At 73.9% G+C, this 15,378-nt stretch carries 12 protein-coding genes; 5 read left to right on the top strand and 7 right to left on the bottom strand.

The window, feature by feature from the left end; all coding sequences use genetic code 11:
- Positions 1–41: 41 nt before the first annotated feature.
- Positions 42–2,357 (top strand): molybdopterin cofactor-binding domain-containing protein, encoded by a 2,316-nt coding sequence (locus FHX73_RS23500; RefSeq protein ID WP_145906895.1) that lies wholly within the window; start codon positions 42–44, stop codon positions 2,355–2,357.
- A 21-nt stretch (positions 2,358–2,378) separates the two neighbouring features.
- Complete coding sequence (locus FHX73_RS23495) at positions 2,379–2,855, top strand: (2Fe-2S)-binding protein (RefSeq protein ID WP_145906894.1); 477 nt, start codon at positions 2,379–2,381, stop codon at positions 2,853–2,855.
- Between the two features lie 61 nt (positions 2,856–2,916).
- Here FHX73_RS23495 and FHX73_RS23490 read toward each other — a convergent pair whose 3' ends face one another.
- Positions 2,917–4,395 carry a purine-cytosine permease family protein gene (locus tag FHX73_RS23490; RefSeq protein WP_145906893.1) on the bottom strand — a complete coding sequence of 493 codons (1,479 nt, stop codon included), beginning with the start codon at positions 4,393–4,395 and terminating at the stop codon, positions 2,917–2,919.
- A gap of 158 nt (positions 4,396–4,553) precedes the next feature.
- Positions 4,554–6,545 (bottom strand): heavy metal translocating P-type ATPase, encoded by a 1,992-nt coding sequence (locus tag FHX73_RS23485; protein WP_145906892.1) that lies wholly within the window; start codon positions 6,543–6,545, stop codon positions 4,554–4,556.
- A gap of 160 nt (positions 6,546–6,705) precedes the next feature.
- On the opposite strand from FHX73_RS23485, the gene FHX73_RS23480 reads away from it, so the two are divergent.
- Positions 6,706–7,113, top strand: a complete 408-nt coding sequence (locus FHX73_RS23480; RefSeq protein WP_145906891.1) for an ArsR/SmtB family transcription factor — start codon at positions 6,706–6,708, stop codon at positions 7,111–7,113.
- A 15-nt stretch (positions 7,114–7,128) separates the two neighbouring features.
- On the opposite strand, the gene FHX73_RS23475 is transcribed toward FHX73_RS23480, so the two are convergent.
- Genes FHX73_RS23475 through FHX73_RS23465 form a run of 3 tightly spaced genes read right to left on the bottom strand, consistent with a single transcriptional unit; the run spans position 7,129 to position 9,770 of the window.
- A complete protein-coding gene (locus tag FHX73_RS23475; RefSeq protein WP_145906890.1) occupies positions 7,129–8,157 on the bottom strand; it encodes an NAD(P)/FAD-dependent oxidoreductase in 1,029 nt (342 codons plus the stop codon).
- Complete coding sequence (locus tag FHX73_RS23470; protein ID WP_145906889.1) at positions 8,154–8,681, bottom strand: isoprenylcysteine carboxyl methyltransferase family protein; 528 nt, start codon at positions 8,679–8,681, stop codon at positions 8,154–8,156. The genes FHX73_RS23475 and FHX73_RS23470 overlap by 4 nt, the downstream gene beginning before the upstream one ends.
- Positions 8,682–8,687: 6 nt before the next feature.
- Positions 8,688–9,770, bottom strand: coding sequence for a type III polyketide synthase (locus tag FHX73_RS23465; RefSeq protein WP_145906888.1), 1,083 nt, complete (start codon positions 9,768–9,770; stop codon positions 8,688–8,690).
- A gap of 98 nt (positions 9,771–9,868) precedes the next feature.
- Here FHX73_RS23465 and FHX73_RS23460 point away from each other — a divergent pair, with 98 nt between their 5' ends.
- Both FHX73_RS23460 and FHX73_RS23455 read left to right on the top strand, forming a co-directional pair.
- Entirely contained in the window at positions 9,869–10,768 is a 900-nt protein-coding gene (locus FHX73_RS23460; protein WP_246213676.1) for a UbiA family prenyltransferase, read from the top strand.
- 170 nt (positions 10,769–10,938) lie between these two features.
- Positions 10,939–12,639, top strand: a complete 1,701-nt coding sequence (locus FHX73_RS23455; RefSeq protein ID WP_145906887.1) for an LCP family protein — start codon at positions 10,939–10,941, stop codon at positions 12,637–12,639.
- Positions 12,640–12,705: 66 nt separating this feature from the next.
- Here FHX73_RS23455 and FHX73_RS44885 read toward each other — a convergent pair whose 3' ends face one another.
- Both FHX73_RS44885 and FHX73_RS23445 read right to left on the bottom strand, forming a co-directional pair.
- Complete coding sequence (locus FHX73_RS44885; protein WP_246213675.1) at positions 12,706–13,755, bottom strand: ALF repeat-containing protein; 1,050 nt, start codon at positions 13,753–13,755, stop codon at positions 12,706–12,708.
- Between the two features lie 264 nt (positions 13,756–14,019).
- On the bottom strand, positions 14,020–15,222 hold the full coding sequence (locus FHX73_RS23445) for a helix-turn-helix domain-containing protein (RefSeq protein WP_211786245.1): 1,203 nt from the start codon (positions 15,220–15,222) through the stop codon (positions 14,020–14,022).
- Positions 15,223–15,378: the final 156 nt, after the last annotated feature.

Below are 15,378 nucleotides of genomic sequence, written 5' to 3'. Positions count from 1 at the left end.
GCAGGCTCCGCCTCGCAGGATTGTCGGGGAGAGGACAACTGATGGACGATCAGGCCGGTCGGCAGGGCGATCAACTGGGGCGGCGCAGGTTCCTGGGCTACGTGCTCGCAGCCTCCACCCTCACCGTCGCCGCGCAACTCGGCGAGGTGGCCGCGCCGCAGCCGGCGGCGGCCGCGATCCCGTCGCTGCCCGAGCCGGCCGACATCCTCGACCTCAACGACCTGCTCACCGACGCCGCGCTGCCGACCTCGAACCTGATCAGCATTCAGCTGAACGCCGACGGCACCGCCTCCTTCGCACTGCCCCGGGCCGAGGTCGGCCAGGGGATCACCACCTCCACCGCGATGCTGATCGCCGAGGAGCTGGACCTGCCGCTGGACAAGGTGCACGTCACCCTCGCCGACGCCCGACCGGAGCTGGTCTTCAACCAGCTGACCGGCGGCTCGAACACCACCATCTCCACCTACACCCCGGTCCGGGTGGCCGCCGCCGTGGCCCGCCAGCGCCTGCTCGCCGCCGCTGCCGCCCAACTGGGCGTACCGGTTGCGGTGTTGACCACGTCGGCCGGCGTGGTCAGCGCGCCGGGCGGGGTCAGCATCGGCTACGGGCAGCTGGCGGCCGCCGCCGCGAGCACGACCACCGTCGCGGTGCCGGTGGCGCTCAAGCCGTCCGGCAGCTTCCGGGTGATCGGCACCCCGCAGAACCGGATCGACGCGCTGGACGCGGTGACCGGGCGCAAGCAGTTCGCCATGGACCTGAGCGTGCCGGGGGCGCTGCCGACCATGCTCTGCCGGCCGCCGACGATCAACGGCACCGTGCGGTCGGTGCAGAACCTGGCGGCCGTCCAGGCGATGCCGGGGATCACCGACGTGGTGACGGTGGCCACCGGCGTGGCCGTGCGCGGCCAGACCTTCGGGCAGTGCATCGACGCCGTCCGGGCGCTCCAGGTCAGCTGGGGGCCGGGCACCGTGGAGGGCGCCAGCGACGCGAGCGTGCTGCAGGAGCTGCAGGCGGCCGAACTTCCGCTGGTGGTGCCGCCGTTGCCGCTGCTGACCGAGGCCATCGACGCCCGCTTCACCTTCCACTTCGCCAGCAACAGCGCGCTGGAGCCGAACTGCGCGATCGCCGACGTGCGGGCCGACCGGGCCGAGATCTGGGGCGCGCTGAAGGCCCCGATCGTCGCCCAGGGCGCCATCGCGGCCGCGCTCGGCCTGCTGCCCTCCGCGGTCACCGTGCACGTCACCCAGGGCGGCGGCTCGTTCGGCCGCAAGCTCTTCCACGACGCGGCGCTGGAGGCGGCGCTGGTCTCCCAGGCGATCGGCAAGCCGGTCAAGCTGATGTGGCACCGCACCGACGAGTTCCGGCAGGGCCGCACCCACCCGATGGCGACCTCCCGGGTGCGGGCCACCTACTCGCTCGGCAACGTGGTCAGCTTCGAGCAGCGGCACACCTCGGTGTGGACCGACTTCGGCCACGGCGTCGGCGAGGTCATCACCTCGCTGGTCGACAAGCTGCCGGTCACCAACACCGCCTTCTCCGAGGTGATGTTCCAGCTCACCCAGCAGACCCCGTACGAGTTCGGCCTCACCACCCAGTTGCTGAGCGAGGTCGACCACGGCTTCAACACCGGCAGCATGCGCGGCATCTACTCGCCGAACGTGCGCTGCGCGCAGGAGCTGATGGTGGATCAGCTGGCGGCGGCGATGGGCCAGGACCCGTACCAGTTCCGCCGGCAGTTCCTCAAGGACGACCGGGCGAAGGCGGTGCTGGACCAGGTGGCGCAGGCCGGCAACTGGGGGCGCGCGATGGCGCCGGGCACCGCGCAGGGCATCGCGCTGCACCCGGAGTACCACGGCTTCGTCGCCGTGCTCGCCGAGATCGACTGCACCCCCGCCACCGTCAACCGGCAGGTCGCCGACGCCTACACCGGGCCGCGGGTGACCAAGGTGGTCTGCGCGGTGGACGTCGGGCTGGCCGTCAACCCGCGCGGCCTGGAGGCGCAGATGATGGGCGGCATCATGGACGGCATCGCGACCACTCTCTCCGCCAGCCTGCACCTCCAGAACGGCCAGTTCCTGGAAGGCAGTTGGGACAACTTCTTCTACACCCGGCAGTGGAACACGCCGCCCGAGCTGGACATCATCGTGATGCCACCGACCACCGGAGTGCCGGGCGGGGCGGGCGAGTTGGCGGTGGCCGGCACGATGGCGGCGGTCGCCTGCGCCTACGGCCGGGCCACCGGCGCCATGCCGACCAGCTTCCCGATCAACCACACCGCGCCGCTCGGCTTCACCCCGCTGCCGACCACGCCCCCGATCCCGCAGTCGCCGACCGACGGCCTCACCCGCGCCTACTGACCAGCTTTCAGGAGCAACCAAGTGCCCCAACACACCTTCATCCTGAACGGCTCCCCCGTCTCGGTGGACGTCGCCGACGACGTGCGGCTGCTCTGGGTGCTGCGCGACGTGCTCGGCGTCACCGGCCCCAAGTACGGCTGCGGGCTGGGCGTCTGCCAGGCCTGCACCAGCCACCTCAACGGCAAGGCCTTCAACCCCTGTTCGGTGCCGGTCAGCGCCGTCCAGCCGACCGACGAGGTCACCACCATCGAGGGCCTGCCCGCCACCGTCGGCAAGAACCTGCACCCCATGCAGGAGGCCTGGCTGGAGTACGACGTCGCCCAGTGCGGCTACTGCCAGCCCGGCCAGATCATGGCGGCCGTCGCCAAGGTCCGCCAGGCCCGCGCGGCCGGCCACGAGATCGGCGACGCCGACTTCGACGAGATCCGCAACATCTGCCGCTGCGGCACCTACCACCGCATCCGCGAGGCGATCACCGCGGCGGCCAAGGAGTTCTGAAACGCGCGCACCTCGCAGCCGGCCGCCCGGCTGCGAGGTGCGCGTGTGCGTGTGCGTCGGGTCAGACGGTGGCCCGCTCGGGCTGCGCGGCCGCGCGGGCGGCGGGCTCCTCGGGCGCCGTCGGGGCGTTCTCCCGAGGAGTGGGCAGGACCGCCATGATCGCGGCGGAGACCACGATGGTGGCCGCCCAGGCGAGCCCGTACTTGCCGACGGGGGTGCTGGAGAGCGGCCCGGCGAACCAGTCGCACTTGGTGAAGGCCAGACCGATCAGCAGGGCGAGCACCCAGGACACCGTCGCCTGCCAGCAGAAGCCGCCCGTGTACCAGTACCGGCTGCTCCGGGTGGTGTCCATCAGCGCGGCCGCGTCGTAGCGCACCGCGCGGATGCGGCGGCGGAACATGTCCACCGCGTAGACGCCGATCCAGGCCGAGAAGGAGACGGCGAGCAGGATCAGGAAGGTGATGAAGGAGCCCAGGAAGCTCTTCGCGACCAGCATCAGCATCAGGCCGCCGACCAGGGAGATCACCGCGTTGATGCTGACGGCCGTTGCGCGCGGCAGCTTGACGCCCATGGTCTGGGCGGTGAAGCCGGCCGAGTACATGGAGAGGCTGTTGATCAGCAGCATGCCGACGATCGCGGTCAGCAGGTAGGGCACGGCCAGCCAGGTCGGCAGCAGGTCGCCGAGGAAGGAGACCGGGTCCGAGGCCTGCGCCAGGCCGGGCGAGGCCACCGCCATCACCGCACCCATCAGCACCATCGGCACCATCACCAGGCCGGCGCCCGAGACGGTCACGCCGAGGATCTTCTTCCCGGAGGCGGCGTGCGGCAGGTAGCGGGCGAAGTCCGGGCCGGTGGGCACCCAGCTGATCCCGCCGGCGGCGATGGTCCCGATGCCGGCGATCATCATCGCGGGGGTGCCGGCGGGCTTGCCGAAGACCTCGCCCCAGTGGATGGTCGCGATCAGGTAGCCCAGCACCAGGACGCTGAAGACGCCGAACAGGTAGGTCGAATAGGTGTTGCAGACGTTCAGCGCCTTGCGGCCCATGCCGGAGACCAGGAAGGTGCAGGCGACGAAGGCGAAGAGGGTGACCACGATCAGCGCGGTGTTGCTCTTGACCCCGAAGAGCAGGTCGAGCACGGTCAGCACGGCGTAGGCGCCGGTGACCGCGTTGATCGTCTCCCAGCCGAACCGGGCGATCCAGAGCACCGAACCGGGGAAGAGGTTGCCCCGCACGCCGAAGGTGGCCCGGGAGAGCGTCGCGCCCGGCGCCCCGCCCCACTTCCCGGAGACCGAGACCACGCCGACCATGCCGAACGAGACCACGGCCGCGCACGCCGCGACCACCAGCACCTGCCAGAAGTTCAGCCGGTTGAACACCACCAGGGCCGCACCCATGGTGAGCAGCAGGACGCTGATGTTCGCCGCGACCCAGGTCGGGAAGAGCTCACGCACTCTGCCCCGGCGCTCGTGGTCGGGGACGGGTTCGATACCGCGGGTCTCTATCGCGCCGTCGGTGTCGGCGGTGGACAGCTTGGCCATGAGGGTGGCTCCGTGCGTGTGAAGCGGGAGGGCAAATCGGGCGTATGGATTATTTGCGGAAGTCTTCGCGCGTAGCACGCGAGTTTCGCCATCCTAACGTGCTCCCGCTGTGACCTGATCGATGCCGACCCTCCTCCTGCCCGGTCCGGGCCCGGACCTCAAGCCGACGCTTCGGTGCGGGCCTTGGTCCAGGCGGTCTCGCGCAGCAGCCGCAGGCCGTTGAGGCCGACGATCACGGTGGAGCCCTCGTGGCCGAGGACGCCGAGCGGCAGCGGGAGGGTGGCGACCAGGTCCCAGACGACCAGGGCGGTGATGAACAGTCCGGCGATGGTCAGGTTCTGCACGACGAACGAGCGGGCCCGGCGGGAGAGGGCCACGACGGCGGGGACGGTGGCGAGCTCGTCGCGGACGATGACGGCGTCGGCGGTCTCCAGCGCGAGGTCGGAGCCGGCCCGGCCCATCGCGATGCCGGTGTGGGCGGCGGCCAGGGCGGGGGCGTCGTTGACGCCGTCGCCGATCACCAGGACCTTCCGGCCGGCCCGTTCCTGCTGCTGGACGGCGGCGACCTTGTCCTGGGGCAGCAGCCCGGCGCGGACGTCGGTGATGCCGACTTCCGCGGCGAGGCGGGCGGCGGCGCGCGGGTTGTCGCCGGTGAGCAGCAGCGGGGCGGTGCCGGCCAGCGAGCCGAGGGCGGCGACGGTGACCGCGGCGTCGGGGCGCAGGCGGTCGGCGATGCCGAGCAGGCCGACCGGCACGCCGTCCGCCTCGACGAGCACCGCGGTGCGGCCGCCGGCCTCCAACTCCTCGGCGAGCGCGGCGGCGTGGGCGCCGACGGCGTCTGCGGCCACTCCCCCGAGCAGCCGGGCCGGGGCGCCGACGGCGACGGCGCGGCCGTCGACGGTGGCGGTGACACCGATGCCGGGGGCGGAGCGGAAGTCCTCGGCGGTGGCGATGGCCAGGCCCCGGCCGCGGGCGGCGTCGAGGACGGCGCGGGCGAGCGGGTGCTCGCTCGGGTGCTCGGCGGCGGCGGCCAGGGCGAGCAGCTCGTCCTCGGTCAGGCCGGCCCCGGCGAGCGGGCGGATCTCGGTGACCCGGGGGGTGCCCTCGGTGAGGGTGCCGGTCTTGTCCAGCGCGACCGCGTCCACCTGGCCGAGGCGCTCCATGACCACGGCGGACTTCACCAGGACACCGTGCCGCCCGGCGTTGGCGATCGCGGACAGCAGCGGCGGCATGGTCGCCAGCACCACGGCGCACGGCGAGGCGACGATCATGAAGGTCATCGCGCGCAGCAGCGAGCCGGTGAAGGCGGCGCCGAAGGCGAGCGGCACCGCGAAGACCGCGAGGGTGGCGACGACCATGCCGATCGAGTAGCGCTGCTCGACCTTCTCGATGAACAGCTGCGTCGGCGCCTTGGTCTCCGAGGCCTCCTCGACCATCGCGACGATCCGGGCGATCACCGAGTCGGCGGCGTCGCGCTCGACCCGGATCCGCAGCGCGCCGGCCCCGTTGAGCGTGCCGGCGAACACCTCGTCGCCGGTCCCCTTGGCGACCGGCAGCGGCTCGCCGGTGATGGTCGCCTGGTCCACCTCGCCGGCGCCCTCCAGCACCCGGCCGTCCGCGCCGATCCGCTCGCCGGGGCGCACCAGGATGCTGTCGCCGACGGCGAGTTGCGCGGTCGGCACGGTCTCCTCGCCGCCGTCGGCCGCCAGCCGGGTGGCGGTGGCGGGCGCCAGGTCGAGCAGGCCGCGCACCGAGTCGGCGGTGCGGGCGGTGGCCAGCGCCTCCAGCGCGCCGGAGGTCGCGAAGATGACGATCAGCAGCGCGCCGTCCATCACCTGGCCGACGGCGGCCGCGCCGAGCGCGGCGACGATCATCAGCAGGTCGACGTCGAGCGTCTTCTCCTTCAGCGCCTGCAGTCCCGCCCAGCCGGGCTCCCAGCCGCCGGTGGCGTAGGCGAGCGCGTACAACGGACCCCAGGCCCAGGCCGGGGCGCCGGTCAGCTGCAGCGGCAGCGCGATCAGGAAGAGCACCATCGCGGCCGCGGCCCACCGGGCCTCGGGCAGCGCGAACACCCGGGTGCGCCGCCGCGGGGCGGCTGCCGGGGACTGGGCGGCGGTGGGCGCCGGACGCTCGATCAGGGTGGAGGACATGGCAGGCGGGACCCTTCGGGCAGGGCGGGGTGGGGCGGGACACGGCGAGGGCGGGACAAGGCATGGCAAAGCGGGGCAGGCCCGGGCAGGACCGCCGACCCGACTAACAATACAGGAACATATGAACAGCCCTTCAAGTATGCGCTGTAAGATGACCCGCATGGGTCATGGAGCCGCATCCGCGAAGAACGTCGCCCCGCACGCGCGCCTGGACGCCACCGGCGCCGCCCGCGTCGCGAACACGCTGCAGGCCCTGGCCACGCCGTCCCGGCTGCTGATCCTCTCCCGGCTGCGCGAAGGGCCCTGCGCCGCCACCGAACTCGCCCACGAGGTCGGCATGGAGCAGTCCGCCTGCTCCCACCAGCTGCGCCTGCTGCGCAACCTCGGCCTGGTGGTCGGGACCCGGCAGGGCCGCTCCGTGGTCTACGCGCTGTACGACAACCACGTCGCCGAGCTCCTCGACCAGGCGGTCTACCACATCGAGCACCTGCGCCTCGGGCTCACCGACACGCTGGACGACGCCGAGCGGGACCTCCCGGACGACGCGGTGGCCGAACCCGCCCGCTGAAGCCCGGGGGCCGACTCAGGACAGCCGGTCGACCACGCCCGCGAAGAGCGCCGGCAGGCGGGCGGCCGTCGGCACGATGTGGGGTGCGAGCCCCGCGCGGTGCCGCGCCCACAGCAGCGCGTGGGTGAGCAGGCGGTGGCGGCGGGTGGCGCGGCGCCACGCGTGCTCGTAGGCGTCGGGCCGGCCGAGGCGGACGCAGCGGACCAGGGCCGCCGCCTCGGCGAGGGCGAGCGAGATGCCCTCGCCGGTGAGCGCGTCGACGTAGCCGGCCGCGTCGCCGACCAGCAGCACCCGGCCCGCCACCCGGGCGCGGACGCGCTGGCGCATCGGCCCGGCGCCCCGGACGGGGCCCGCCGCGCTCGCGTCCAAGCGCTCCCGCAGCGCGGGGAAGCGGGCGAGCTGGTCGTCGAAGGAGCCCCGTTCGCCGGTCAGCAGGGCGACGCCGACCAGGTCCGGGGCGACTGGCGTCACGTAGGCCTCGGACCGGGCCGCCCAGTGCACCTCGACCCGGTCGGACCAGGGTCGGACGGCGAAGTGACGGCGCAGGCCGTGCCGGGCCGGCCACCCCCGGGCGGGCCAGGGCTCGGCGCGCAGCAGGCCCAGCCGGCGCCGGATCGGCGAGTGCAGCCCGTCGGCGGCGGCGAGGTGACGGGCCGTCAGCCCGGCCGCGTACACCCGCGCCCCGTCCTGGCGGACCTCGTCGACGCGCAGCGACAGGACCGGCACGCCCAGCTCGGCGACCCGCCGGGCGAGCGCCGCGTGCAGCTCGGTGCGGCGCACCCCGAGCCCGGGCGTGCCCCGGAACGGCGCGTCGGCCTGGTGCCGGCCGTCGAGGTAGCGGATGCCGAGCAGCGGCCGCCCCGCCACCCGGACGCCGAGCTCGGCGAGCGCCCGGGCGCCGTGCGGCATCAGGCCCTCACCACAGGCCTTGTCGATCGGCGCGGTGCGCGGTTCGGCGACCACGACGTCCAGCCCGGCCTCGGCGGCGTGCACGGCCGTGGCCAGTCCGGCCGGTCCCCCGCCGACCACGAGCAGGTCGATCACCCGGCGGCCCCGACCGCCCCGGCGCCCGCGAGGGCGGTGTTCTCGCAGCGCAGCCGGACGGCCAGCAGCCGGGCGTTGAGCACGGTGAACACCGTGGCGGTGATCCAGTCCGCGTGCACCAGCGGGAGCGCGATCCCTTCGAGGACGACGGCGAGGTAGTTGGGGTGGCGCAGCCACCGGTACGGGCCGCCGCGCACCAGCGGCAGCCCGGGCACCACGATGACGCGGGTGTTCCAGCGCGGCCCGAGGCTGGTGACGCACCACCAGCGCAGCGCCTGCGCGGCCAGCACGGCGGCCAGGGCCGGCCAGCCGAGCGCGGGCACGAAGGGCCGCCGCAGCAGCGCGGTCTCCAGCAGGCAGCCGGCCAGCAGCGCGGTGTGCAGGGCGACCATCGCGGGGTAGTGGCCCGCCCCGTGCTCGACGCCGCCGCGCGCCCGGCTCCAGGCGGCGTTGCGCCGGGCGACGACCAGTTCGGCGCCGCGTTCGAGGGCGACCAGCAGGATCAGCAGCGTGTAGGGGGTCATCGGCGGCTACCAGCGCAGCAGGACGAGCTCGACGCCGAACCCGGGGCCCATGGCGAGCAGCAGGCCCGGGGTGCCCGGTGGCGGCGACTGGCCGGCGAGGGTGTCGCGCAGGATGTGCAGCACCGAGGCGGAGGAGAGGTTGCCGACCCCGGCCAGCGAGCGCCAGGTCGCCTCCAGGGCCCGCGGCGGCAGGGCGAGCGCCTCCCGCACCGCGTCCAGCACCTTGGGCCCGCCCGGGTGGCAGACCCAGGCGGTGACGTCCTCGGTCTTCAGCTCGTGCTCGGCGAGGAACTCCCGCACGACGGGGCCGAGGTGACGGCGGACCAGGTCGGGCAGGTCGGCGCCGAGCATGATGTGGAAGCCGGTGTCCCGGACGGTCCAGCCCAGCAGGTGCTCGGTGTCCGGGAACAGGTGGCTGCGGGTGGCGGTGATCTCGGGCCGCCGGCCGTCCCGGTCGCCCTGACCGGCGAGCGCGCCCGCGCGGTCGCGGCCGACGGCGAGGACGGCCGCCGCGCCGTCGCCGAACAGGGCGCCGGCGACGAGGTTCTGCAGCGAGGCGTCGGTGCGCTGCAGCGTGGCGGAGCACAGCTCGACGGAGAGCAGCAGCGCGGTCTGGTCGGGATGGCCGGTGAGGTAGTCGTGCAGCCGGGCCAGCCCGGCGGCCCCGCCGGCGCAGCCGAGGCCGAAGAGCGGCACCCGCTTCACGTCCGGGCGCAGGCCCAGGACGCCGGCGAGCCGGGCCTCCAGCGAGGGGGTGGCGATGCCGGTGACCGTGGTGGAGACCACCAGGTCCACCTCGTGCGCGCCGATCCCGGCCTGGTCGAGCGCGCCCTGCGCGGCCTCCCGCCCCAGGGCGAGCGCGCCCCGCAGGTAGGCGTCGTTGCGGGCGCCGAAGCCGTCCAGGCGGGCGCAGTCCTCGACCGGCACGGCCAGGTGACGGGTGGTCACCCCGGCTGCGGCGTGCACCCGGTGCAGCAGGCGGCGATCGCCGCGGGGCAGGCGGCAGATCGCCTCGACCGCCGCCGTGATCTGGTGCTGTGCGTAGCGGCGCGACGGCAGGACACCGTGAACCGCCACAATCCGGGTCATTCGGTCATCGTAGGACCCGGCCGGGGGCGATCCGGGGATCCGCGGGTGCCGCGCGTGGCTGACGGGTGATCAGCTCGGCCGGACCTAGCATCGACGGCGTGCCGACCGAAGCGCTGCCGCCCGGGGTGGGGCGGACCGAGCCGCCCGCCGAGGCAGCGGGTGCGGCTCGGCGTCCGGTCCCGGCCCGCGACCTGCTGCTGGCCGCACACCCCGTCCCGGCCTTCGCGGTGGCCGGCCTGGCGACCGCACTCGCCGCCGCCACCGGCCGGGGCCCGGCCGGCTGGCTGCTGGTGGGCGCCGCGGTGCTCTGCGGGCAGCTGTGCATCGGCTGGAGCAACGACGTCATCGACCTGCGGCGTGACCTGGCCGCCGCCCGGACCGACAAGCCGCTGGCCCGCGGCGCCCTGGCCCCGGCGTCCGCCACCGCCGCCGCCTGCTGCGCCGGCGCGGCCTGCGTGCCGCTCTCGCTCGCCTGCGGCAGCGCGGCGGGGGCGGCGCACCTGGGCGGCGTGGCGGCGGGCCTGGCCTACAACGCCCGGCTCAAGCGCACCCGGTGGTCCTGGCTCCCCTACGCGCTCGCCTTCGGCCTGCTGCCCGCGTTCGTCACCCTGTCGCTGCCCGGTCGGCCGTGGCCCGCGTGGTGGCTGGTCGCGGCCGCGGCGCTGCTCGGCGTGGGCGCGCACCTGACCAACGTGCTGCCGGACATCGACGCCGACCTGGCCGCCGGCGTGCGCGGGCTGCCCCAGCGCCTGGGCCGCACCCGCAGCCGGGTGCTCGCCGCCGCGGCGCTGCTCGCGGCCTCGGGCGTCCTGGTGCTCGGCCCGTCGGGCCCGGCCGGGCCGATCGGCTGGGCCGGGCTCGCCGGCGGCTGCGCCCTGACCGCCGCCGCGCTCGCCCGGGCCGGGAACCCGGTGAGCCGGGCGCCGTTCCTGCTCACCGTCGCCCTCAGCGCGGCCGACCTGCTGCTCCTGCTGCTCCGCGGCGCCGCCCTGCACTGACCGCCGGCGCGGTGGGGCACGCTCCCCGAGTCCTCCCCCAAACCCTCTGGCCGACCCATAAGCAGCGCTTGCTACATTGCGCGGATGCTGCAACCGCGCACGGGTTGTCCCGTGTCAACACTTCCGAGCAGCGACGCACGAGCGCACCCGAGCCAGGAAGGCGTGTGGAGATGACCGACGTGCCGGTGAGTGGCAACAAGCGGGCCCAGCCGGCCGCCGGGGGCCGGGCGGCTGCGCGAAAGAGCCGGAAGAAGCCGAAGCGCAAGGGCCTGCGGATCCTCGCGTACACCACGGCGGGCGTGATGGTGCTGGCCGCCGGCGGCATCGGCTACGTCTACGAGATGCTGAACGGCAACATCAAGCACGCGCCGCTGTTCGCCGGCACCTCCGGCGACGCCGGGCACGAGAAGCCGGACGCCTTCGGCCGCACCCCGATCAACATCCTGGTGCTCGGCTCGGACACCCGCGCCACCGCCGAGGACTGCCAGATCGGCGGCGACTGCTCCGACGGCGGGGCCGGCGCCAACGCCGACGTCGAGATGGTGCTGCACGTCTCCGCCGACCGCAGCAACGCGACCGTGATGAGCGTGCCGCGCGACACCGTCGCCAACCTGCCCGGCTGCACCGACACCCAGAACCACACCTCGATGAAGCCGCACCGCGACATCATCAACAGCAGCCTGCAGTACGGCCCGGGCTGCACCGTGGCCGCCGTGCACCAGCTGACCGGCATACCCATCGACCACTTCATGATGGTCGACTTCGGCGGCGTGGTGAGCATGTCCAACGCGGTCGGCGGCGTGCCGGTCTGCGTCGACAACAACGTCTACGACCCCGACTCGCACCTGAAGCTGAAGAAGGGCAACCACACCCTGCAGGGCCTGCCCGCGCTGGAGTTCCTGCGCACCCGGCACGGCTTCGGCGACGGCTCGGACCTGGGCCGCACGGTCGCCCAGCACATGTTCATCGGCTCGATGGTCCGCCAGCTCAAGAGCGCCGGCACGCTGACCAACCCGGCCGCGATGCTCTCGCTGGCCAACGCCGCCACCAAGGCGCTCACCGTCGACGACGGGCTGAACGGCATCACCAACCTGGTGAACCTGGGCGACGACCTGAACAAGGTGCCGACCAACCGCATCACCATGACCACGATGCAGAACTCCCCCGACCCCACCAACCCGGCCCGGGTGATCGTCGCCCCGGCGGCGAAGAACCTCTTCAACGCGATCATCAACGACGCCTCGCTGACCAACGGCGACGGCTCCAAGTCCTCCGCCGCCGCCTCGGCCACCTCCACCGCCAACCCGGACGACAGCTCCGCCCCCGCGCCCGCGCCCACCAGCGCGGCCGCGCCCGCCGACGGCGGGGCGGCGAAGTCCGAGATCGCGGTGCACGTGAAGAACGGCAGCGGCATCGCCGGCCGCGCCGGCGACGTGGCCGACGCGCTGAAGGCCGCCGGCTACAACTCCGGCACCGCCGCCACCAACGCGGTCGGCACCGACGAGACGAGCGAGGTCACCTACACCGCCGGGCGTGAGGCCGACGCCCAGGAGGTCGCCGCCTCGGTCGGCCTGCCCGCCTCGGCCGTCAAGCCCGGCGACGGCTCCGGGATCACCCTGGTGATCGGCAAGGACTGGCCCAGCGGCACCACCTTCGGCGGGTCCGGCGGCGGGTCCGGCAGTGGCTCGCCCGCGGCCCCGGCGCCGGTCAACACCCAGGCCGCGCTGTCGAACTCGGACGCGCAGACCGCCGACGACAGCAGCAAGTGCGCCCAGGTCTCCACCCAGGACACGGTGAAGCTCAACGGCGTGGGCATGAACCCCACCCAGGCCTACGCGCGCAGCCCCAGCGTGCCGGACTCCGCTAACTGACGGACGTGTAAAGCCGATTGGCCCGCGCCGGTTCCCCGGTGCGGGCCAATCGGTTACGAGGGGCGCTCAGCCCTCGGTGGACGGGCGGCGGCGGTTGGCGTACAGCAGGCCGGCGCCGGCGGCGAGCACCGCGGCGGAACCGCCGAGCTCCCACGGGAGTTCGGTGCCGCCGCCGGTGTAGGCGAGCCTGGTGGCGCCGCCGGGGGCGTCGGTGCCGGCGGTGGTGCCGGTGGTGTCCGTGGTGGCCACAGTGCCGGTGGTGCCGGCAGCGCCGGAGGTCGTGCCCGCACCGGTCACCGCGGTGGTGACGGCGGTGGCCGGGTTCGCGGTGCCGGGCTGCTGCGCGGCACCGGAGTTGCCCGCGGTGTGGTCGGCGGCAGCGGCAGCTGCCGCGTCGGCGGCGGCCTTGTCCTTCGCGGCGGCGTCGCTCCGGCCGGAGCGCAGGAACTGGCGGACGTCGTCGATGGTGCCGTCCATGGCCTTCGAGGCGGCAGCCTTCACCGCGGGACCGGACTTGGGGTCGGCCATGATCTGCGACACCAGGACGCGGTCGTCATCGTCCTGCGCCTTGAACCGACCGACCGCCAGGAACTGACGCACATCCTCGATCGACCCGTCCATCGCCTTCGAGGCAGCAGCCTTCACCCCAGGACCCGACTTCGGATCAGCCATGATCTGCGACACCCGCACACGGTCGTCATCGTCCTGCGCCTTGAACCGACCAACCGCCAAGAACTGACGCACATCCTCGATCGACCCGTCCATCGCCTTCGAGGCAGCAGCCTTCACCCCAGGACCCGACTTCGGATCAGCCATGATCTGCGACACCCGCACACGGTCATCGTCGTCCTGCGCCTTGAACCGACCAACCGCCAAGAACTGACGCACATCCTCGATCGACCCGTCCATCGCCTTCGAGGCAGCAGCCTTCACCCCAGGACCCGACTTCGGATCAGCGATGATCTGCGTCACCCGCACACGGTCGTCATCGTCCTGCGCCTTGAACCGACCGACCGTCAGGAACTGGTGGACGTCCGCCGGGGTGCCGTTCAGCGCCTGCTGGGCGCCCTCCCGGACGCCGCGTCCGATGTTCGGGTCCGCGAGGATCCGCTGCACCTCGGCGCGCTCGTCCGCCGTCGCGTCCGCCGGCTTCGGCGGGGCGACCGGGGCGTCCGGGGTGGTCGTGGCGCTGCCCGGCACGGGGGCGTCCGGCGCCGAGTTGGCGGGCGGGCGGCTGCCGTCGGCGGCGAACGCCGAGGCCGGCATCAGGACTGCCGGTGCGACGGCAACCGCGGTGAGGATCGCCGAGACACGTGACAGCTTCATCGCTGGACCTACTTCCCCCGTGAAAGATCGTGAACGGTGCACAGTAGATCACCTTTAGGAACTCTTCACCAACCCTTTTCCATTGCCAGCCCTTGCGGGCGCGAAGGCGACGGCCGCGGCCATCCACTGGTGGTCGCAGGTGCCAGCGGCCGCGTAGCTGCCGGGGGCGCCGACCGTCTCGTAGCCCGTGGCCAGCTGGTCCTGGCTGACGAACAGCGTCGGCAGGGCGGTGAACCCGTCGGACCAGGCCACCGCCGCACCGCCCTGGACGCCCGCGACGGCGAAGACCAGCTCGGACCGGGTGGCCGTGGGCGGCGTCGGCCCGGAGTCGAAGCCGGTGCCCGCGCCGCCGGTCGCGGCGGCGTGCTGGTCGACCGCCCCGACGTTGGCCAACTCGTCCACCGCCACGTGCTGTTCGCCCGTGGACGGATAGCTGAGGGTGATCGTGTCCGAGGTCGTCAGCGCCTTGACCGCGACGGCGGTGAGGATCAGAGTGCGGTCGCCGGCGCCGCCGTCGGGCTGGTCCGCCGCCGTGGTGTAGGTGTTGCCCCGGCTGTCGGTCGCGCTGACCGTCCCGTCGTGGGTGTTGGTGAGCATCACCGGCACCACGAGGGTGTCGCCGGCGGCGACCGGGTGGGTGACCGGGAGCTTCGTCGACGTCGCGTACACCGCCCCGGTCGCCGAGGCGATCCGGGCGACGTAACCGGGCGCGGCCGGCGGCTCCCCGGCGGCCGCACCGGTCGGCCCGTGGCCGGCGGGCACGGCTCCGGCGCCGATCGCGGCGCCGGCCGCCAGCGCGAGCGCGTGGGTGAGCACGAGGAGTCGGCGCCGCCGCAGTGCGCGGGCCGGCTTCCGGGGGTGGAGCGGCGGGGCCGGCTCGTCCTGACCCGGCTCGTCCCGGCCGGGCTCGTCTGACCCGCCATCAGCGGCGGGAACGGCGGGAACCGTGGTGGGCGGCAGGTCGGCCGGCTCCGGAACCGCCCCGGCCTGCGCGGCGGCCAGCCACCGCTCGTGCCACTCGGGTTCGCTGCCGCCGCAGGCCTGGACGTAGCTCCTGGTGGTGGGCCAGGACGGCAGCCGGGTGCCCGATGCCGCCTCGTGCAGCGTGGTGTGCGAGATCGCCCCCGTCGCGCCGGCCATCGCCCGGAACGACGGCTGACCCGCCCTCAGGCGCAGTTGGCGCAGCGCGGCGGCGAACTCCGCCACCGCCGCCCGGCGTTCCGCCACGGCTCCGGTGCCTGGCTCGGTCGTGTCCACTGGTGTCCCCCTTGGTGTTCGATGTTGTCAGACGCCTGTCAGGTGCTACCGAACACGTGACGCTTCCCCATCCTTGGGACCAGGCATTCCCGGAGTCGGGCCGCGATGCGTCCGGTCCGCGCCTTCGCCGGGACCAGTTGCCGACCGCCCCCGTCA

The sequence above is a fragment of the Kitasatospora viridis genome (assembly GCF_007829815.1).
In the GTDB taxonomy this organism is placed as follows: Bacteria; Actinomycetota; Actinomycetes; order Streptomycetales; family Streptomycetaceae; genus Kitasatospora; species Kitasatospora viridis.
The sequence above is the reverse complement of the archived record's forward strand: the minus strand, read 5'-3'. Positions and strand labels throughout refer to the sequence as shown.